The 17,795-nt window shown below is 72.1% G+C and carries 16 protein-coding genes and 1 riboswitch; of the genes, 10 read left to right on the top strand and 6 right to left on the bottom strand.

What is annotated here, in order from left to right:
* The first annotated feature begins 50 nt into the window (after positions 1–50).
* Entirely contained in the window at positions 51–746 is a 696-nt protein-coding gene (locus ACTOWY_RS32395) for a CHAP domain-containing protein (RefSeq protein WP_441313396.1), read from the top strand.
* A 190-nt stretch (positions 747–936) separates the two neighbouring features.
* On the top strand, positions 937–3,876 hold the full coding sequence (locus tag ACTOWY_RS32390) for a BTAD domain-containing putative transcriptional regulator (protein WP_441313395.1): 2,940 nt from the start codon (positions 937–939) through the stop codon (positions 3,874–3,876).
* Here the strand turns inward: ACTOWY_RS32390 and ACTOWY_RS32385 are convergent, their stop codons facing one another.
* Positions 3,877–4,335 carry an NUDIX domain-containing protein gene (locus ACTOWY_RS32385; protein ID WP_247755818.1) on the bottom strand — a complete coding sequence of 153 codons (459 nt, stop codon included), beginning with the start codon at positions 4,333–4,335 and terminating at the stop codon, positions 3,877–3,879.
* Between the two features lie 179 nt (positions 4,336–4,514).
* Here ACTOWY_RS32385 and ACTOWY_RS32380 point away from each other — a divergent pair, with 179 nt between their 5' ends.
* Positions 4,515–5,675, top strand: a complete 1,161-nt coding sequence (locus ACTOWY_RS32380) for an alkaline phosphatase PhoX (RefSeq protein WP_441313394.1) — start codon at positions 4,515–4,517, stop codon at positions 5,673–5,675.
* Here ACTOWY_RS32380 and ACTOWY_RS32375 read toward each other — a convergent pair.
* Positions 5,672–5,968 carry a 4a-hydroxytetrahydrobiopterin dehydratase gene (locus tag ACTOWY_RS32375; protein WP_247756263.1) on the bottom strand — a complete coding sequence of 99 codons (297 nt, stop codon included), beginning with the start codon at positions 5,966–5,968 and terminating at the stop codon, positions 5,672–5,674. The genes ACTOWY_RS32380 and ACTOWY_RS32375 overlap by 4 nt on opposite strands.
* Positions 5,969–6,022: 54 nt before the next feature.
* Positions 6,023–6,135: riboswitch (TPP riboswitch) on the top strand.
* 44 nt (positions 6,136–6,179) lie between these two features.
* On the opposite strand from ACTOWY_RS32375, the gene ACTOWY_RS32370 reads away from it, so the two are divergent.
* The 3 genes from ACTOWY_RS32370 to ACTOWY_RS32360 are packed head-to-tail and all read left to right on the top strand — an operon-like array spanning position 6,180 to position 9,804.
* On the top strand, positions 6,180–7,187 hold the full coding sequence (locus ACTOWY_RS32370; protein WP_441313460.1) for a thiamine ABC transporter substrate-binding protein: 1,008 nt from the start codon (positions 6,180–6,182) through the stop codon (positions 7,185–7,187).
* A complete protein-coding gene (locus tag ACTOWY_RS32365; RefSeq protein ID WP_441313393.1) occupies positions 7,163–8,773 on the top strand; it encodes an ABC transporter permease in 1,611 nt (536 codons plus the stop codon). The genes ACTOWY_RS32370 and ACTOWY_RS32365 overlap by 25 nt, the downstream gene beginning before the upstream one ends.
* The gene (locus ACTOWY_RS32360) at positions 8,773–9,804 is read left to right on the top strand and encodes an ABC transporter ATP-binding protein (RefSeq protein WP_441313392.1); all 1,032 of its coding nucleotides are present in this window, start codon (positions 8,773–8,775) and stop codon (positions 9,802–9,804) included. The genes ACTOWY_RS32365 and ACTOWY_RS32360 overlap by 1 nt, the downstream gene beginning before the upstream one ends.
* On the opposite strand, the gene ACTOWY_RS32355 is transcribed toward ACTOWY_RS32360, so the two are convergent.
* The 3 genes from ACTOWY_RS32355 to ACTOWY_RS32345 are packed head-to-tail and all read right to left on the bottom strand — an operon-like array spanning position 9,805 to position 12,808.
* Positions 9,805–10,683: an ABC transporter permease gene (locus tag ACTOWY_RS32355; protein ID WP_441313391.1), complete on the bottom strand. Its 879-nt coding sequence runs from the start codon at positions 10,681–10,683 to the stop codon at positions 9,805–9,807.
* Complete coding sequence (locus ACTOWY_RS32350; protein ID WP_441313459.1) at positions 10,680–11,639, bottom strand: ABC transporter ATP-binding protein; 960 nt, start codon at positions 11,637–11,639, stop codon at positions 10,680–10,682. The genes ACTOWY_RS32355 and ACTOWY_RS32350 overlap by 4 nt, the downstream gene beginning before the upstream one ends.
* A 23-nt stretch (positions 11,640–11,662) precedes the next feature.
* Positions 11,663–12,808 (bottom strand): LolA family protein, encoded by a 1,146-nt coding sequence (locus ACTOWY_RS32345; protein WP_441313390.1) that lies wholly within the window; start codon positions 12,806–12,808, stop codon positions 11,663–11,665.
* A gap of 144 nt (positions 12,809–12,952) precedes the next feature.
* Between ACTOWY_RS32345 and ACTOWY_RS32340 the strand changes: the two genes are divergently transcribed.
* Genes ACTOWY_RS32340 through ACTOWY_RS32330 form a run of 3 tightly spaced genes read left to right on the top strand, consistent with a single transcriptional unit; the run spans position 12,953 to position 15,885 of the window.
* On the top strand, positions 12,953–13,651 hold the full coding sequence (locus ACTOWY_RS32340; RefSeq protein WP_247755824.1) for a response regulator transcription factor: 699 nt from the start codon (positions 12,953–12,955) through the stop codon (positions 13,649–13,651).
* On the top strand, positions 13,651–15,024 hold the full coding sequence (locus ACTOWY_RS32335) for an ATP-binding protein (protein WP_441313389.1): 1,374 nt from the start codon (positions 13,651–13,653) through the stop codon (positions 15,022–15,024). Before ACTOWY_RS32340 ends, ACTOWY_RS32335 begins: the two co-directional genes overlap by 1 nt.
* A gap of 30 nt (positions 15,025–15,054) precedes the next feature.
* The gene (locus ACTOWY_RS32330) at positions 15,055–15,885 is read left to right on the top strand and encodes a (deoxy)nucleoside triphosphate pyrophosphohydrolase (RefSeq protein ID WP_441313388.1); all 831 of its coding nucleotides are present in this window, start codon (positions 15,055–15,057) and stop codon (positions 15,883–15,885) included.
* A 3-nt stretch (positions 15,886–15,888) separates the two neighbouring features.
* On the opposite strand, the gene trpS is transcribed toward ACTOWY_RS32330, so the two are convergent.
* The gene (gene trpS / locus ACTOWY_RS32325; RefSeq protein ID WP_441313387.1) at positions 15,889–16,860 is read right to left on the bottom strand and encodes a tryptophan--tRNA ligase; all 972 of its coding nucleotides are present in this window, start codon (positions 16,858–16,860) and stop codon (positions 15,889–15,891) included.
* A gap of 315 nt (positions 16,861–17,175) precedes the next feature.
* Here trpS and ACTOWY_RS32320 point away from each other — a divergent pair, with 315 nt between their 5' ends.
* A complete protein-coding gene (locus ACTOWY_RS32320; RefSeq protein ID WP_185000083.1) occupies positions 17,176–17,484 on the top strand; it encodes a YciI family protein in 309 nt (102 codons plus the stop codon).
* Positions 17,485–17,795: the final 311 nt, after the last annotated feature.

Here is a 17,795-nt window from a genome sequence, read left to right as displayed (position 1 = left end):
CCTGACTTCGCCGCGGAAAGCGCGGTGATGCCGATGAGGGGAAACCTGCCATGGAGAAGATCATCCCGCGGCGCCTCGTTCGCGGTCTGACCGTACTGGGGGTCGGGGTCAGCCTGGTGCTGGCCTCGTCCGTGGTCACCGGCCCGGCGATCGCGGCGGAGGATCCGGACACCGTGGCGCCCGCCGTGCTCGCGGTCGAGGATCTGGACGGCCGCCCGCTCACCGGTGAGGCGCTGCGGGAGTTTCTGGCCCAGGACGCGGCCAGGACGACGGCCACCCAGCCTGACACCGTGCCGGTGGCCGCCGCGCCCGCGGGCACGCTGGCGAACCGGGACCAGATCATCCGGTTCGCCGCCGCCGAGTTGGGCAATGGGGAACGGCCTGCGGGCAGCAACTGCACCAAGTACTCCTCGATGTGTGTGGCCTGGTGCGCCCTGTTCAGCACCTGGGTCTGGCGCAAGGCGGGGGTGAGCATCCCGCAGTACCCGTTCACCGGTGACGTCTACAAGTGGGGCCAGCGCAACGGCAAGTCCTACAGCAAGGCGAACCTGGGTTCGGCGGTCAAGGGTGATGTGCTGCTGTTCGGGACGGGACCGTCGTCCCCGTCCACCAGCACGCACATCGGCATCATCGAATCCCGCTCCGGCAGCACGGTGAAGATGATCGAGGGCAATCAGCAGAACGCGGTCCGCCGGGTCACCCGCACGCTCAGCGGGAGCACCTTCTACGGCGGCACCAGGCCGTAAGGGCAGCGCGGGAATGGTCAGCCGGGCGGCTGGGGTCTCGAATCCGCCCGGCTGATCGTTTCGATATCAGGTTCTTGAGTGCGCGGGGCGACCCTCGGGGGCAGACAACCGGTTGAATCGGGCCCAACAATGGCCGTTCAGCCGTCTGCGCCGGGGGCCAATGGTGGAGGAATTTCGCATTCTCGGTCCGGTGGAGATCTGGTCATCCGGGCTGCCGAAGGAACAGCCGCCGCCGCGCGCCCGGCAGATCCTGGCCCTGCTGCTGCTCAACCCCGGCGTGATCACCCCGACCGACCGGCTGATCGACGCGGTCTGGGGCGAGTCGCCGCCGCCGAACGCGCGCAAGGCCCTCCAGGTGCACATCTCGCACCTTCGTCAGCTGCTCGCCGTGCCACTGCGGCACAGTCCGCCCGGCTACGTGTTGTCGGTGCGGCCGGATCAGGTTGACCTGCACCGGTTCCGGGCCTGGACCGCGGCCGCCCGGCGCGAGTCCGATCCCGAGCAGGCGGGCATCCTGCTGCGCCGGGCGCTCTCGCTGTGGCGGGGCAGGCCACTGGCCGACATCGGCTCGGACCGGATGCGGGAGCGGTTCTTCGCCGGGCTGGAAGAGGAACGGCTGGCCGCCCTGGAAGCCAGGATGGACGCGGACCTGCGGCTGGGCCGGCACGCCGAACTGGTCACCGAACTGCCCGCGCTGCTCGCCGAACACCCGCTGCGGGAACGGATGCGCGCCCAGCTGATGACCGCGCTGCACCGCGGCGGACGGCGGGCCGAGGCACTGCGGGTCTTCCACGAGGCCCGCGCGCTGACCGTGGCCGAACTCGGCGTGGAACCCGGCCCGGAACTGCAACGACTGCACCGCGAACTGCTCGCCGAACCCCGTCCCGCGTCCGCTCCCGCGCCGGTCAGCCGCAACCACCTGCCGCGTGATGTGCCGGACTTCACCGGCCGCGCCGCCGAGCTGACCCGGCTGTGCGCGGTGGGTGGCCGGGACTCCGGGGTGCTGCCGGTGTGGTGGCTGGACGGGCCGACCGGGGTGGGCAAGACCGCGCTGGCGGTGCGGGCCGCGCACCGGCTGGCCCCGCGCTACCCGGACGGGCAGCTCTTCGTCGAACTGGGCTCGCTCGCGCCGGAGGAGGTGCTGGACGCGCTGCTGCGCGCGCTGCGGGTGCCGGGTGAGCGGATTCCGGAGGGGCTGCGGGAGCGGGCCGCGCTGTGGCGGGCCGAGCTGTCCGGGCGGCGGATGCTGGTGGTGCTCGACGACGCCGCCCGGGCCAGCCAGGTCCGGCCGCTGCTGGCCGGCGGCGCGGATTGCCTGGTGCTGGTGACCAGCAGGCACCGGATGTCCGGGCTGGAGGGGGTGCGCCGGGTCGCGCTGGACGTGCTGCCGCCGGTGGACGCGCGGGAGCTGTTCACGCGGTTGCTGGGCGCGGAGCGGGTGAGTGCCGAGGCCGCGGCGGTGGCCGAGGCGGCGCAGCTGTGCGGGTACCTGCCGCTGGCGATCCGGATCACCGGGGCGAAACTGGCCGCCCGCCCGCATTGGCCGGTGTCCCGGCTGCTGGGCCGGTTGCGGGACGAGCAGCGGCGGCTGGACGAGCTGTCCGTCGGCGATCTGGCCGTGCGCACCGGGCTGGCCGTGAGCTACCTGGGCCTGGACGAGCCGAGCAGGCGCGCGTACCGGCTGCTGGGCACGCTGGGCTACGGCAACCTGCCGGGCTGGCTGGCCGCGCCGCTGCTGGGCGAGCCGGAGGAGACCGCCGAGGACGTCCTCGATCAGCTGGTGGACGCCCAGTTGATCGAGGTCAGCAGCGCGCCTGCCGAGCCGCTGCGCTACCGGATGCACGACCTGGTCCGGTTGCACGCCAGGGAACGCGCCGAGCTGGAGGACACCGCGGGGGAGCGGCGGGAGGCGGTGCGCAGGGCGGTGACCGCGCTGCTGGCCGCGGTGGACGAGCTGGCCGAGCCGCTGCCGCCCGCGGTGCCCCGGCTCTGCCACACCGACCTGAGCAGCCAGCCCCGGCCGCGGATCACCGGCGCCGAGCGCTGGTTCGAGCAGGAGGAGCCCGCGCTGGTGGCCGCGGTGTCCAGGGCCGCCGAACTGGACCTGGCCGAGCTGGCGGCGGCACTGGCCGAGGCGCTGGTGTTCAGCTTCTTCGCGGTGCGCAACCGCTACGACGGCTGGGCCCGCACGCACGAGGCCGCGATCAGCGCGTTGCGCCGCACCGGCCATCGCAGGGGCGAGGCCGCGCTGGAGTGCAGCCTGGGCCAGCTGCACTACAAACGGGACCGCTACGAACTGGCCCGCACCCACTTCCGCACCGCGCGGGCGCTGTTCACCGAGGTCGGCGACACCAGGGGCGAGGCGGTCGCGCTCAACGGCATCGGCATGGTCGGCCGCGAACTCGCCGACCACGCCGCCGCGCTGCCTGCCCTGCGCCGGGCCAGGGACATGCTGGCCACCAGTGGCGATGAGGAAGGCGTCGCGCACGCCCTGTACGGCATCGGCTACGCCCACCGCGAACTCGGCGAGGACCCCGAGGCCATCGACACCCTGACCGCCGCGGCGGGCTCCTACCGCGCCGCGGGCAACGAACGCGGCGAGGCGCTGGCCCTGCGCGGCATCGGCCTGGTGCACCGCGCCGCCGACCGCTGGGACGAGGCCGAGGAGTACTGCCGCCGCAGCCACCGCATCGTCAGCGCGGTCGCCGACGACCTGCTCTGCTGCTACACCACCCAGGCCCTGGCCAAGGTCTGGATCCGCCAGCACCGCCCCGAACAGGCCGAGGCCGCCCTGCTCGGCGCCGCCCAGACCAGCCAGGCCCTGCACGACACCTTCGGCCTGGCCCTGCTGCACCGCACCCTTGGCGAGAGCAGGCTGGCCCAGGGCCAGGTCGAACCCGCGCTGCGCTACCTGGAACTGGCGCTGACGGGCTGGGCGGAGCTGCGGCTGCCGGCGTGGCGGGCCCGGACCCTGCGGGACGTGGGCGCGGCGCACGCGGCGGCAGGCGACCAGCCCGCGGCGCACCGGGCCTGGCGGGAGGCCAGGGAGGTCTTCGACCGGCTCGGCATCCGGGAGTCGGCCGAGGCCCCGCACTGGCATCGCCGCTGGGCCTGCCCGTGCGTGAACTGATCAGGCCAGTTCGCCGTCCCGGACCACCAGGTGCCTGGGGTCCCGGTGCCTGCCGGCCGCGATCAGGTCGCGGACCGGGTGCGGGGCCAGGTCGGACTCGGCCAGGGTGGCCAGTGGCAGCCATTCGTAGTCGTGGCCGGGGGTGCGGCCGCTCACCGCGACCCGGTCCACCGAGGCCCACAGGTAGTGCTCGACCGCGTGCGCGGGCTGGTCCGCCTCGGTGAAGAAGTGCTCGACCACGAACAGGTACTCGGACTGGACCAACCGGGTGCTGGTCTGCTCGTCGATCGCCTGGCGCAGCCGGGTTTCGAAGGTCTCGCCCGGGGCGCACTGGCCGCCGATGAAGGCGTAGCCGGTGCCCTCCGGGGCATCACTGGATCGCCGCACCAGTAGGCGGTCGCCGTGCAGGACGACCGCGTGGACAGTGGGCCTGACGAGTTGACGCTCGGGTTCAGACACGTCCACGACCATAGCCAAACTCGGCGTGCCTGTCCCCCTGTGTCCACTGTGGACAGTGCTTCGCCGACGGCCATCCTTGTGTCGCGCTTCACCTTTCGTTCACCGGACTTTTGCCGGTACCGGTGACCCTTGGCGCTCGCAAGACTCCTGAGTGTCACCCGAACTGACGGGAGTTCACCGTGCAACGACGCAACTTCTTGCGGGTCGCCGTGGTCGGCGCCGCGGCCGCCGCCTTTGGCGGGGCGGCCTGGCGGGACGCCTTCGCCGATGGCGCGCAGCCGGGGGCCAGTCCGTACGGTCCACTGCTGGCCGCGGACGGCAACGGCATCCAGTTACCGCAGGGCTTCACCAGCCGGGTCATCGCGCGGACCGGGCAGCAGGTGGCCGGGACCGGCTACACCTGGCACCCGGCGCCGGACGGCGGGGCCTGTTTCGTCGACGGCAGCGGCTGGATCTACGTCTCCAACAGCGAGGTGTCCAGCACCGGCGGGGTCGGCGCGGTCAAGTTCAACGCCAGTGGCCAGATCACCGGGGCCTACCGCACGCTGGCCAACACCAACGTCAACTGTGCCGGGGGCGCCACCCCCTGGAACACCTGGCTGTCCTGTGAGGAGGTCGACCGCGGCTACGTCTACGAGACCGACCCGTGGGGCGTCAAGGCCGCCATCCGCCGCCCCGCGATGGGCCGGTTCAAGCATGAGGCCTGCGCCGCCGACCCCGACCACGGCTACGTCTACCTCACCGAGGACGTGCCGGACGGCTGCTTCTATCGCTTCAAGCCCACCACCTGGGGCGACCTCTCCAGTGGCACCCTTGAGGTGCTCAAGGGCACCAGTTCGCAGACCAGTGGCCCGGTGACCTGGGGTGTTGTCGGCGACGTCGACGGCAGCCCGACCGCGACCCGCAACCAGGTCGTCGGCGCGAAACGCTTCAACGGCGGTGAGGGCTGCTACTACGCGGGCGGCACCTGCTGGTTCACCACCAAGGGCGACAACCGGGTCTGGGCGTACCACGCCGGCACCAGCTCGATCAGCCTGACCTACGACGACAACCTGGTCACCGGCGGCGCCGCGCCGCTGACCGGGGTGGACAACGTCACCGGGACCAGCAGCGGCGACCTGTTCGTGGCCGAGGACGGCGGCAACATGGAGATCTGCCTCATCACTCCGGCAGGCATCGTCGCGCCGTTCCTGCGGATCACCGGGCAGAGCGGGTCGGAGATCACCGGACCCGCGTTCAGCCCGGCGGGCAACCGGCTCTACTTCTCCTCCCAGCGCGGCACCAGCGGGTCCAGCAGCGGTGGCATCACCTACGAGGTCACCGGGCCGTTCCGGAGCTAGCCCGCGATCGCCTCGATCACACCGTCGATCTCCTGCGCCAGGGCCGCGTCCAGCGTCGTGATGCCGCCCTTGGAGTGGGTGGAGCAGCGGAAGGTCAGGGTGCGCCAGCGGATGTCGATGTCCGGGTGGTGGTTGTCGTTCTCCGCGATCTCCGCCACCCGGTTCACCACCTGGATGGCCTGCGGGAAGCTGTCCAGTTCGACCGTGCGCACCAGTGCGGTGCCCTCGGCCAGCCACTGCGGCAGCCGGAGCAGGTGGTCGTGGATCTGGTCATCGCTCAGCAGTTCGGCCATGCCTTCATGGTCCTCGTGCGGGTGCCCGCGCGCGACCCGGCGTAAGGTCTAGCCCCTAGATGCCACGGGAGTCCGGTGTAGCCGGGCTGAGAGGAGAGCGGTCAGCTCTCGACCGTCCGCACCTGATCCGGATCATGCCGGTGTAGGGATTGCGTCAGGAGGAACTTTGCGTCGCACCACGACCGCGTTCGCGCTGGTCACCACCCTTGCCATGCTCACCGGCTGCTCGCTGATCGGCGGTTCCGGGACCACCCCGGCCCCACCCGGCGAGACCAAGGTGGTGCTGCTCACGCACGAGTCCTTCGCGGTCAGCGAGGGCCTGTTCGCCGAGTTCAAGAAGCAGAGCGGCATCACCGTGGAGCAGCGGGCGCTGGGCGACGCGGGCGCGCTGACCAACCAGCTGGTGCTCACCAAGGCCAACCCACTCGGCGACGTGGTCTTCGGCGTGGACTCCACCTTCGCCTCCAGGGCCATCGACAACGGCCTGCTGGAGTCCTACCAGAGCCCGGAGGCGGCCAAGGGCCCGCAGCGCTACGCCGCCGACAGCTCCGGCGCGCTGTCCGCGGTCGACCTGGGCGATGTGTGCATGAACGTCGACCTGGCCTACTTCGCGCGGAAGGGGCTGGCCGAGCCGAAGTCCCTGGACGAGCTGGCCGACCCGAAGTACAAGGACCTGCTGGTGGTCTCCGACCCGGCGACCTCCTCACCCGGCCTGGCCTTCCTGCTCAACACGGTGGCCAAGTTCGGCGAGGACGGCTGGCCGGGCTACTGGAACCGGTTGAAGGCCAACGGGGTCAAGGTGGTCAACGGCTGGGAGACCGCCTACAAGCAGGAGTTCTCGGTGGGCGGCAAGGGAAACCGGCCGATCGTGCTCTCCTACGCCTCCTCACCCGCGGCCGAGGTCGGGCCGGACGGCAAGCCGAAGACCAAGGCGCTGCTGGACACCTGTTACCGGCAGGTCGAGTACACCGGCGTGCTCAAGGGCGCCAAGCAGCCCGAGGCCGCGCGCAAGCTGGTCGACTTCTTGCTGGGCGAGAAGTTCCAGGCCCAGGTCGCCGAGCAGATGTATGTCTACCCGGCGCGCGAGGGTGTGGCGCTGCCCGCGGTGTGGCAGCAGGTCGCGCCGCAGCCGCAGTCGGCCGCCACGCTGCCCGCGGCCAAGATCGCCGAGGGCCGGGAGCGCTGGGTGGAGCAGTGGCGCAAGCTCGTTCAGGGCTAGCTACGGGGCGGGCGGCCCGCATCGGACTCAGTGTCGCGGCGGCGGTGCCGCTGGGCTTCCTGGCCGTCTTCTTCGCCTGGCCGGTGGCCGCGATCATCGGGCTGGGGCTGGGTCGCACCGGGGTCGGCAAGACCCTGGCCGACCCGGCGACCTGGGACCTGGTCGCCTTCACCCTTGGCCAGGCCGCCGCGGCCACCGCGGTCGCGCTGCTGGCCGGGATGCCGGTGGCCTACCTGCTCGCCCGCTGCCAGGTGCGCGGGCGCGGCTTCGTCCGGCTGGCCATCACCATTCCGTTCGTGCTGCCCACCGTGGTGGTGGGCCTGGCCTTCCGCGCGGTGCTCGGCGACGCGGGCGCGCTGGGCATCGTGCTGGCCAACGCCTTCTTCAACGTGGCCGTGGTCGCGCGCACCGTCGGCGGCCTGTGGTCGCACCTGGACCGCAGGGCCGAGGACGCCGCCCGCGCGCTGGGCGCCTCCCGCTGGCGCACCTTCCTCAGCGTCACCCTGCCCGCGCTCGGCCCGGCCATCGGCTCGGCCGCCGCGGTGGTGTTCCTGTTCTGCTCCACCGCTTTTGGCGTGGTGCTGATCCTGGGCGGCTCCCGGCTGCGCACCCTGGAAACCGAGATCTACCTGCGCACGGTCAACCTGCTCGACCTCTCCGGCGCGGCCGCGCTGTCCCTGCTGCAACTCGCCGCGGTGATCGCCGCCCTGGTCATCGGCGCGGTCGCGCGCCGCCGCCGGGAGGCACAGCTGAAACTGCGCGCCGCCGAGGAAAGCCTGCGCAAGCCGCACGGCGGCGAGTGGTTCGTGGTCGCGGGCGCTGCCCTGGTGGTGCTGGCCCTGCTGGTGCCGATCCTCGGCCTGCTGCTCCGCTCACTGTCCACTGCGGACGGTTGGAGCTTCGACGGCTACCGGGCGCTGGCCACCGGCGGCACCCAGGGCACGCTGGCCGTGTCCGGATTCGAGGCCGCGCTCAACTCGCTGCGCGCGGCCGGGGACGCCACCCTGCTCGCGCTGGTCATCGGCCTGCTGGCGGCGATCGTGCTCTCCCGCGTGCGCCGCCGTGGCGCGGGGGAGGCCCTCGACCTGGTGCTGATGCTGCCGCTGGGTGTGTCCGCGGTGACCGTCGGCTTCGGCTACCTGGTCACCATGGACGCCCTGCCCGGCGACTTCCGCACCTCGCCGCTGCTGGTCCCGCTGGCCCAGGCGCTGGTGGTCACCCCGCTGGTGGTGCGGCTGGTGCTGCCGGTGCTGCGGGCCATCGACGACCGGCTGCGCCAGGCCGCCGCCACGCTGGGCGCCGGGCCGCTGCGGGTCTGGCGGGAGGTGGACCTGCCGCTGGCGCTGCGGTCCATGCTGGCCGCCGCCGGGTTCGGTTTTGTGGTGGCACTGGGCGAGTTCGGCGCGACCAGCTTCCTGGCCCGGCCGGAGGCGCCCACCCTGCCGGTGGCCATCGCCCGGCTGATCGCCCGGCCCGGCGAACTCAACGAGGCGATGGCCTACGCGGCCTGCACCCTGCTGATGGTGGTGACCGGCCTGGCGGTGCTGGTGATCGAGAAGCTCAGAGTCGGCACCGGGGAGTTCTGATGGGTCTCACTGTCGACGGCATGACCGTCACCTACGGCGCGACCACCGCGGTGGACCGGGTTGATCTGTCCATTGCAGAGGGTGAGGTGCTCGCCCTGCTCGGTCCGTCCGGCTGTGGCAAATCCACCCTGCTGCGCGCCATCGCCGGACTCGAACAACCCACCGCGGGCACGGTCTGCTGGGACGGCGACGACCTGGCGCCGATCCCGGTGCACCGGCGCGGATTCGGCCTGGTCTTCCAGGACGGCCAGCTCTTCCCGCATCGCGATGTCGCGGGCAACATCGCCTTCGGCCTGCGCATGCACGGGGTGCCCAGGGCCGAGCAGCGGGTCCGGATCGAGGAACTGCTGGAACTGGTCGGGCTGCGCGGCTACGGCGGGCGGCGGGTCACCGAACTCTCCGGCGGTGAGGCGCAGCGGGTGGCACTGGCCCGCGCGCTGGCGCCCCGGCCCCGGTTGCTGCTGCTGGACGAACCGCTCTCCGCGCTGGACCGGGCCCTGCGCGAGCAGCTGGCGATGGACCTGGCCACGTTGCTGCGCAAGGCGGGCGCGACCGCGCTGGTGGTCACGCACGACCACGACGAGGCGTTCACCCTGGCAGACCGGGTCGCGGTGATGTCGGCCGGGCGGATCCGCCAGTTCGGCACCCCCGAATCGGTCTGGCGCGCGCCCGCCGATGTCGAGGTGGCCCGGTTCCTGGGCTGCGGCACGCTGATCCCGGCGCTGGTGCGCGACGGCGTGGCCGACTCCGCGGTCGGATCCGTTGCCGCACAGGACTTCCCGGACGGCCCGGCCCGGCTCGGCCTGCGCGCGGCCGCGCTGCGGACCGACGCCGACGGGCCATTGAGCGGGCTGGTCGTGCGCCGGGTGCACCGCACCGACCACATCCGCCTGGTGGTACGCCTCGACCTCGCCGATCTGCCGGAGATCAGCGAGGTCGAGGCGGTCGGGCCGGTGCTCGGTGCACCGCCCGCCGGGGATCCGGTGCGGCTGCGCCTGGATCCCGAGGCGGTCGCGGTGCTGCCCGCCTGATCATCCGTCCTTTGTGGACATGCGAAGGAAGGTCAGCGACAACCCGATCACCAGGTAACAGGCGGCCTTGGCCGTGCTGTCCAGCAGACCGTCCCAGGGCATCGGATCGCGCAGCACATCGGCCACCGCGGTCCAGCCGTTGGGCAGCAGGTACGGCTGCAGCCACTCCATGCCAGGGATCGCGCCCAGCACCTGCACCACGATCAGCCCGCCCAGGGTGGCGGCCAGCACCACCAGCGGGTGTTCGGTGAGCGCGGAGACCGCCAGCGCGATCGCGGCCAGCGCCATCATCTGGAAGGCGGCCCAGCCGGTGGCGAGGCCGATCTTGCCGATGGCCTCCCCGATCGGCAGCGTGGTGCCGGAGATCGAGACCACCTCGGTGCCGCCCACGATGATGACCCCGGTGAGCATGCCCAGCAGCGAGATCAGCGACACCGCGATCACGATCACGGTGGCCACGCCCGCGGCCTTCACCGCGACCAGCCGCACCCGGCTCACCGGGGCGATCAGCAGCCCGCGCAACGTGCCGTGGGATGCCTCGCCCGCCAGCGCGTCCGCGGCCGACATGGTGGCCACCAGCGGCAGCAGCATGGTCATCGAGATGGTCAGCGCGGCCAGTGGCAGCACCATCCCGTTGCCCACCGCCGCCATGATCATCCCCGGCCCGCGGCCCGGCATGCTGCCGCCGATCACGGTGACCCCGATGCCGAGTGCGATCGGCACCAGCGACATCAGCACCAGCGCGACGATGGTGCGCGGCCTGCGCAGGATCCAGCGCAGTTCGGAGGCGTAGAGCCGCCAGGCGGAAGCCTGCTTGGGGCCGGTGTGCACCGCGACCGGGGTGGCCGCGGGAGTCGGTTCGGCGAGTGTGGCGGTCATGCCCCGTCCTCCTCGGTGAGCCGGGCGAACAGCTCCTCAAGACCGGTGCGTTCCCGATGCGCCTCGTGCACCGAGACCCCCGCCCGAACCAGGGTCTCGATCACCTTCGGCGCCTCGGCGCCGGTCAGCTCCACCCGCACACCGCCGTCAGCGGCCCGCGCGGGAATCCTGGCCGAGCGCAACGCTTCCACCGCGTCGGCGATGTCCGGCGTGGACACCGTCAGCGTGGGCGCGCCCGCCTCCAGCAGATCCGCCAGTGGCCCCTGCCCGACCACGGTGCCCTGGTGCAGCACGGCCACGTGCGTGCAGGTCGCCTCGACCTCGGCGAGCAGGTGCGAGGACACCACCACGGTGGTGCCGACCGCGTGCAGCTGCGCCATCACCTTCCGGATCTCCCTGGTACCGGCCGGATCCATGCCGTTGGTGGGCTCGTCCAGCACCACCAGCCTGCGCGGCACCAACAGCGCGGCGGCCAGGCCGAGGCGCTGCTTCATGCCAAGGGAGTAACCGCGGAACTTGCGGTCGGCGGCGTGCGCGAGCCCCACCCGCTCCAGCGCGTCGGCCACCGCGCCCTTGATCGCCCTGGTCTCCAGCAGCGGTTCGGCCGCGCCGAGCCTGCGCAGGTTGTCCCGGCCGGTCAGGAACGGGTGGAAGCCCGGTCCCTCGACCAGCGCGCCGACCTGGGCCAGCGCCGCGGTCGAGCCATCCGGCATCCGGTGCCCCAGCAGCTCCACCTCACCGGCGGTGGGCCGGACCAGGCCGAGCAGCATCCGGATGGTGGTGGTCTTGCCGGAGCCGTTGGGGCCGAGCATGCCCAGCACCGCGCCCTGCGGCACGTCCAAGTCGACCCGGTCCACCGCGACGGTTTTGCCGTAGACCTTGCGCAGTCCCCTGGTGCGGGCGGCCAGGGTGCCGGAGGGGGCGGGGGCGGCCGGAGCCACCCCCGCCTGTCCGATCTCCGTGCCCGCCAGTCCGGCAGTCACTTCACCTGACCGATCGCCTCGGTGAGCACCTGCTGCGGCACCGCGCCGACCGCGAAGCGGCCATCGGAGGTGACCAGCGCGGTCCCGACCTTGGTCTCGATGACCCAGCCCGAACCCCAGGAGCCGTTGACCTCCTTGCCCAGCTGCTTGACCAGGTCCAGCGGGTTGCCCGCGGCGTTGCCGCCACGCTGACCCCGGCTGCCCTCGGCCGGCTTGGGCGCCTGCTTCAGCGCCTGCTCCGGCAGCTTGCCGACGATGGTGGTGTCCCAGCCCTCGCCGACGACCTGGAAGGCCTTCTCGGCTTCCTTCCTGGCCTTGTCCAGCTCAGCCGGGGTGGGAGCCTTGTGCTCCTTGACCTTGTCGTCGAGCTTGCGCTCCTCGACGGTGGCCCCGGCCGGCGGGGTGAACTTGAACAGGTTCGCGTCCTGCGGACCCACGTTGAGCTGGCTGAAGCCCACCTGGAGTGCCGGGGCGTCGGTGCCGTTGGTCAGCACGGTCACCCGCAGCGGGATGCGCTTCTCCGCGTCCACCGCGACCCGCACGCCACGCAGCAGCGTGCGCTCGTTCGGCTTCGGCGTCAGCACCAGCTCGTAGGCTGGCCGCCCGGCCACCTCGGCGGTCCCGTCCACGGACAGGTCGCTCTGCTGGCGGACCAGGCTCACCAGCTCCCGGGCGGCACTGGCCGGATCGGTGGGCTGGACCTTCTTGTCCTTGTCGAACTCGGCCTTCTTCTGCTCCAGCGTCTTGGCGTCCACGCTGGACTTGGTCACCTTGCGCTCGGCCGAGTCCCAGCTCCAGACGGTGGTGCCGTCCTGGACGATGGTCTTCTCGTTCTGGCCGTCCGGCACCGAGGCCCGGCTCTTGCCCGCTCCGTCGGTCCAGACCCGCAGCTTGCTGTTGCCCGTGGCCACCTGGGGCGCGCCAGGGATCGCGGGCAGGCCGAGGTTGTTGGTGACCTCGACGGTGCCCCCGAGCGCGGGCGGCGTGGTGGTCAGCACCGACTGCACCAGGTCCTCGGCGGCCACCGACGGCAACGTCGGCGCGGCGCCGGCCCCACCGGGCAGCGCCAGCAGCGCGAGCCCGACGACACCGGCCATCGCGCCGGCCGTGGCCGCCGTGACTGTGGCCTTCCTTCGGTCCATGTCTCCTCCTTGCGAATCGGGGTCGTCCCGTGCAGCCGAGACTGGCCCCGCCCTGCTGAGACACCACTGAGAATGCCGCCCTTTCGCTGAGAGAGCACTGAGAGCCTCCCGCACGACCTGCGCGAACACCGGCATGCTTGCCCGGTGAGCGCACGAGTGCTGGTGGTGGACGACGAACCTGGGGTGCGCCGGGCGCTGGAACGCGGCCTGCGCGCGGAGGGCATGGAGGTGGTGACCGCCCCCGACGGCAACTCCGGCCTGCGCGCGGCGCTGACCGGCTCCTTCGACGTGGTGCTGCTGGACATCATGCTGCCCGGCCTGTCCGGCTACCGGGTGCTGGAGCGGCTGCGCGCCGAGGGCGTGCGCACCCCGGTGCTGATGGTCTCGGCCAAGGACGGCGAGGTCGACCAGGCCGACGGGCTGGACCTGGGCGCGGACGGCTACCTGGTCAAACCCTTCTCCTTCGTGGTGCTGGTGGCCCAGGTCAAGGCGCTGCTGCGGCGCAGCGGCGCGGACAGCGGACCCCGCGACGTGCTGCGGCTGGGCGAGCTGATCGTGGACCGGGCGGTGCGCGAGGTGAGCTGGGCCGGTGCGCCGGTCGCGCTGAGCCCGCGCGAGTTCGCGGTGCTGGCCACCCTGGCCGGGCGGCCGGGCGTGGTGGTCAGCAAGGACGAGCTGCTGCGCGCGGCCTGGGGCGATGAGCAGGCGGCCACCCGCAACGCGGTGGAGGTCTACGTCGGCTACCTGCGGCGCAAGCTGGAGGCGGTGGGCGCCGGGCACCTGGTGCGCACCGTGCGCGGGCACGGCTACCTGGCCAGCGCCGAAGCCCCGCGGGAGGCGTGATGTTCCGGGCGATACGCCAGTGGTGGGTCCGGCGCACGCTGCGCGCCCGGATCACCATGGTGGTCGCCGCGGTCGCGCTGCTGGTCTTCGGCTGGATCGCCCAGGTGACCTCGGCGATCTTCGCCTCCGCGCTGACCGACCAGGTGGACGGCCAGCTGCGGGCCACCCTGGACAGCGTCTCCGCCGACATCACCGCGGGCCGCCCGGCCGGGGCCGGACAGCGGGACCAGCGGATCCGGGTGCTGGACACCTCCGGCGGCGCCGCCGACGGCCTGCCGCCGGTGCTGCTGCACGACTGGCAGGTCCGGCAGCTGCGCGCGGGTCAGGGCGTGTCGGTCTTCCCCGGCTTCTTCAGCCCGGATGAGGACGAGGCCGAGGGCGAGGAGCGGTTCGGACCCGCGGTGCGCTGGGTCGGCAAGGTGGTCAGCGGGCCGGACGGGGTGCAGCGGCTGGTCGTGGTCGGCACCGAGTTCACCGCCTACCTCAGCGTCTTCGAGCGCGCGGGCTACTGGTTCCTGCCCGGCGCGCTGCTGTCCATGCTCGCGGTGGCGGGCACCGCCTGGGTGGCGGTGCGGCTGGCGTTGCGCCCGGTGCAGCGGATGCGGGCCGCCGCGGGCGCGCTGCCACCCGGCCAGCGGCTGCCGGTGCCCGAGGCCAGGGACGAGCTGCGCGCGCTGGCCGAGGAGCTGAACGCGCTGCTGGCCCGGCGGGACGAGGCGACCGAGCGGATGCGCCGGTTCAGCGGGGACGCCGCGCACGAGCTGCGCTCGCCGGTGGCCTCGCTGCGGGTGCAGGCCGAGGTCGCGGTGGCCCACCCCGATCCGGAACTGGCCCAGGAGACGCTGGCCGATATCGCGGTGGAGGCCGAGCGGCTCTCCGCACTGGTCGACGATCTGCTGATGCTGGCCCGCGCGGACGCGGTGGACCTGCCCGAGGCCGAGCCGGTGGACCTGGTCGCGGTGGCCAGGGCCTCGGCCGCCCGGCTGGGCGAGCGCGGCATCGTGGTCCGGGTGGAGGCGCCAACCCCGGTGCTGGTGCTGGCCGCCCCCCGCGAGGTCGAGCTGGTGGTGGACAACGTGCTGCGCAACGCCGCCCGCTACGCCCGCGCCCTGGTCCGGGTGCTGGTGCTGCCCGCGGGCGCGCAGGGCCGGTTGCTGGTGGAGGACGACGGCCCCGGCGTGCCAGAGGACCACCGGGATCAGGTCTTCGACCGCTTCCACCGGGTGGACGAGGCCAGGGACCGGGCCAGCGGCGGAGCCGGTCTCGGGCTGGCCCTGGTGGCCGATCTGGTCCGCAGGCGCGGTGGCACCGTGCGGGCCGCGGGCTCCCCGGAGGGCGGCGCCCGGTTCGAGATCCGCTGGCCCAAACCCTGACCTGTCAGGCGCGGCTGACAGGATTCGGGCATGGGTGTGTTGCGGTCCACGGTCCTCATCGACGCGCCGGTGCGGACGGTAGCGGCGGCGCTGCGGGAGGTCACGACCTGGGGGCAGGCGGTGGCCGCCGCCGGTGGCCGGTTGCAGGTCAACGCCGAGGGTGCGCTGCTGGTCCTGGGGGATGAGCTGAAGTGCGGGTTCCCGCTGCTGCCCGCGCAGCGGCTGCGGGTGGACCACGTGGACGAGCACGGGCTGAGCCTGGTCACCGACAACGGCGGCGGGGTCACCGTGCGGGTGGCCGACACCGGTGGCGGCGTGCTCGTCACCGAGAGCCTGAGCTGGAACAACCCGCTGGGCAAACTCGGCGATCTGCTGATGTTCCGCAGGCTGGTGCTGCGCCTGCTGGCCGCGCACCGCACCCAGGTGGAGCTGCGTTCGCTGGAGCTGGCCGCGGCGAAGATCGTGGTGGCCGCCGCGGTGGTGCGCGAGGGCAAGCTGCTGGTGCAGCAACGCAGTTACCCGATGAGCCTGGCAGGCAAGTGGGAACTGCCCGGCGGCCGGGTCGAGCCGGGGGAGACCGAGGTCGAGGCGCTGGTCCGGGAGTGCCACGAGGAGATGGGCGTGGTGGTGCGCCCGCTGGGCAGGCTCGGCCCGGACATCCCGCTGCCCGGGGTTGGCCTGCTGCGCACGCACACCGCGTGGCTGGACGCCGCGGACGTCCAGCCACGCGCGGTGGAGCACCGGGCGGTGCGCTGGGTGGCGGCGGCGCACCTGGCCGGACTCGACTGGGTGGCCGCCGACCGGGTGCTGGTGCCCGCCCTGGTCGCGCTGACCGAGCAGGTCAGCGCGGACCAGCAGTGACCTTCAGCGCAGGCCGGTGACCTTCAGCACCGCGTCCAGCCGGTGCCGGCAGCGGGCCCTGGCCCGTTCCGCGCCGTGCGCGCGGATCTGGTCCAGCTCGGCCGGATCCGCCAGCAACGCGGTGGTGCCCTCGCGCACCGGCCGCAATGCCTCGACCACCGCCTCCGCCGTCTGCTCCTTCAGCTCCGCGTAGCCCCGGATCTCCCCGGCCAGCTGCCGCGGATCCCGGTCGGTGCAGGCGCCGAGGATGTCCAGCAGGTTGGTCACGCCCGGCTGGTTCGCCGGGTCGTGCCGGACCTCGCCGAACTGGTCGGTCACCGCGCGTGTGATCTTGCGGCGCACCAGCTCCGGCGGATCCATGACCAGCACGGTGCCGGACTGGTCGCCGCTGGACTTGGACATCTTCTTCTCCGGCGCGGCCAGATCGGCCACCCTGGCACCCACTCGCGGGGTCACCGCCCTGGGCACGGTCAGCACCTCGCCATAGGTGGAGTTGAAGCGTTTGGCCAGCGTGCGGGCCAGTTCCAGGTGCTGCCGCTGATCATCGCCGACCGGCACCTCGTCCGCGCCGTGCAGCAGGATGTCCGCGGCCATCAGCACCGGGTAGGTGAACAACCCGGCCCGCACCCCGTCCTGGCCCTTGGCCTTCTCCTTGAACTGGGTCATCCGGGCCAGCTCGCCGTAGGACACCACGCACTCCAGCACCCAGGTCAGGGCGCCGTGCTCCTCGATGAGGTCCGATTGGGTGAAAACACACGCGATGTCCGGATTCACGCCGGCCGCCAGGAGCATCGCCAGTTGCTCTCTGGCACGGGCTCGCAACACGTTCGGGTTGTGTCGAATGGTCATCGCATGCAGGTCAACGACGCAGAAAAGATCATCCGGACCGTGCTGGGCAGCCCACTGCCGGAGCGCGCCGAGGTAGTTGCCGAGGTGGGTCAGGCCGGTTGGCTGGATGCCGGAGAACTGGGTCATCGAGGGTCTCCTCGCGGGTTCGTGCGCCGCCGCGGGGACCGGATGTGCTGCACATACACCACAGGCCGCCTCGCAGCGGCGGCCTGTGGTCAGGATGGGTGCGCGTGACTAGGGCCGCCGGTGGGCGGCCCGCCAGAGACTGGACATCAAGCGCATGAGGAGCATCCTAGACCATCACGGTTCGGCCGAACGTGTCCGATGACACATCGTGCTCGCCGACACGGTGGTAGTACCCCGGCCGGGGGGTGTTAAGAAAGCGTATAAGTCGAAATGGCCATGTGATCCAAACTCGGTGCACGGGCGTATTTTCAAGTTATGTACATCGTGCTGCTGAACTACACCGTCTCGACCGACGAGGTCGATTTGGTACTGCCGGAGCATGCAGCGTGGCTCGACCGGCAGTACGCGGCAGGCAACTTCCTGCTCTCCGGCCGTTGCCGGACCCTGGGCGCCCGTCATGACCGACTGATCGTCACCCGTCCCATGGTGCGCGGTCACCTGGACGCCATCCTGGCCACCGACCCCTTCAAGCTGCGCCGAGTGGTCCGCCACGAGGTGATCGACTTCGAAGCCTCCCGCACCGCGCCCGCACTGCTCGCCTACAACGAGTTGCTCGCGAGCTGAGTTCAGCAGTCCGTTGCGGCCCGTCACACCGCTACGTCCACCATTCGCCGGCTCCCGTCGGCAGCCCCCGGCAGGTATTCCTGTCCGCTGTGCCCGGCGGGGCCACAACTCCATGTTTCTTGCTATTTCTTTAACTTCTCTTTGGCCTTTTTGAGAGCCAGTACCGGACATCGCTTACAACGCGGTTTTGAGCGACAGCACTTCTTCTTGACCTTGCCCACGCGGCGGCTCCCACTCCCCTAGGTTTGCCTCATAGTAGGTTAGGCTTACCTGATCAACTAGGGGATCCGTCCGGCGAGGTGCTTCCGGGC

This window comes from Crossiella sp. CA198, from assembly GCF_052078295.1.
Classification (GTDB): domain Bacteria; phylum Actinomycetota; class Actinomycetes; order Mycobacteriales; family Pseudonocardiaceae; genus Crossiella.
This window is presented reverse-complemented; position numbering and strand designations above follow the sequence as displayed.

Excerpts from the sequence above, each read along its gene's own strand:
- ACTOWY_RS32320 (WP_185000083.1), top strand. The coding sequence starts at position 17,176 with ATGTACATCGTGCTGCTGAACTACACCGTCTCGACCGACGAGGTCGAT.
- trpS (WP_441313387.1), bottom strand. The coding sequence starts at position 16,860 with ATGACCCAGTTCTCCGGCATCCAGCCAACCGGCCTGACCCACCTCGGC.
- ACTOWY_RS32395 (WP_441313396.1), top strand. The coding sequence starts at position 51 with ATGGAGAAGATCATCCCGCGGCGCCTCGTTCGCGGTCTGACCGTACTG.
- ACTOWY_RS32375 (WP_247756263.1), bottom strand. The coding sequence starts at position 5,968 with ATGGCCGAACTGCTGAGCGATGACCAGATCCACGACCACCTGCTCCGG.
- ACTOWY_RS32345 (WP_441313390.1), bottom strand. The coding sequence starts at position 12,808 with ATGGACCGAAGGAAGGCCACAGTCACGGCGGCCACGGCCGGCGCGATG.
- ACTOWY_RS32360 (WP_441313392.1), top strand. The coding sequence starts at position 8,773 with ATGGGTCTCACTGTCGACGGCATGACCGTCACCTACGGCGCGACCACC.
- ACTOWY_RS32330 (WP_441313388.1), top strand. The coding sequence starts at position 15,055 with ATGGGTGTGTTGCGGTCCACGGTCCTCATCGACGCGCCGGTGCGGACG.
- ACTOWY_RS32355 (WP_441313391.1), bottom strand. The coding sequence starts at position 10,683 with ATGACCGCCACACTCGCCGAACCGACTCCCGCGGCCACCCCGGTCGCG.
- ACTOWY_RS32370 (WP_441313460.1), top strand. The coding sequence starts at position 6,180 with ATGCTCACCGGCTGCTCGCTGATCGGCGGTTCCGGGACCACCCCGGCC.
- ACTOWY_RS32335 (WP_441313389.1), top strand. The coding sequence starts at position 13,651 with ATGTTCCGGGCGATACGCCAGTGGTGGGTCCGGCGCACGCTGCGCGCC.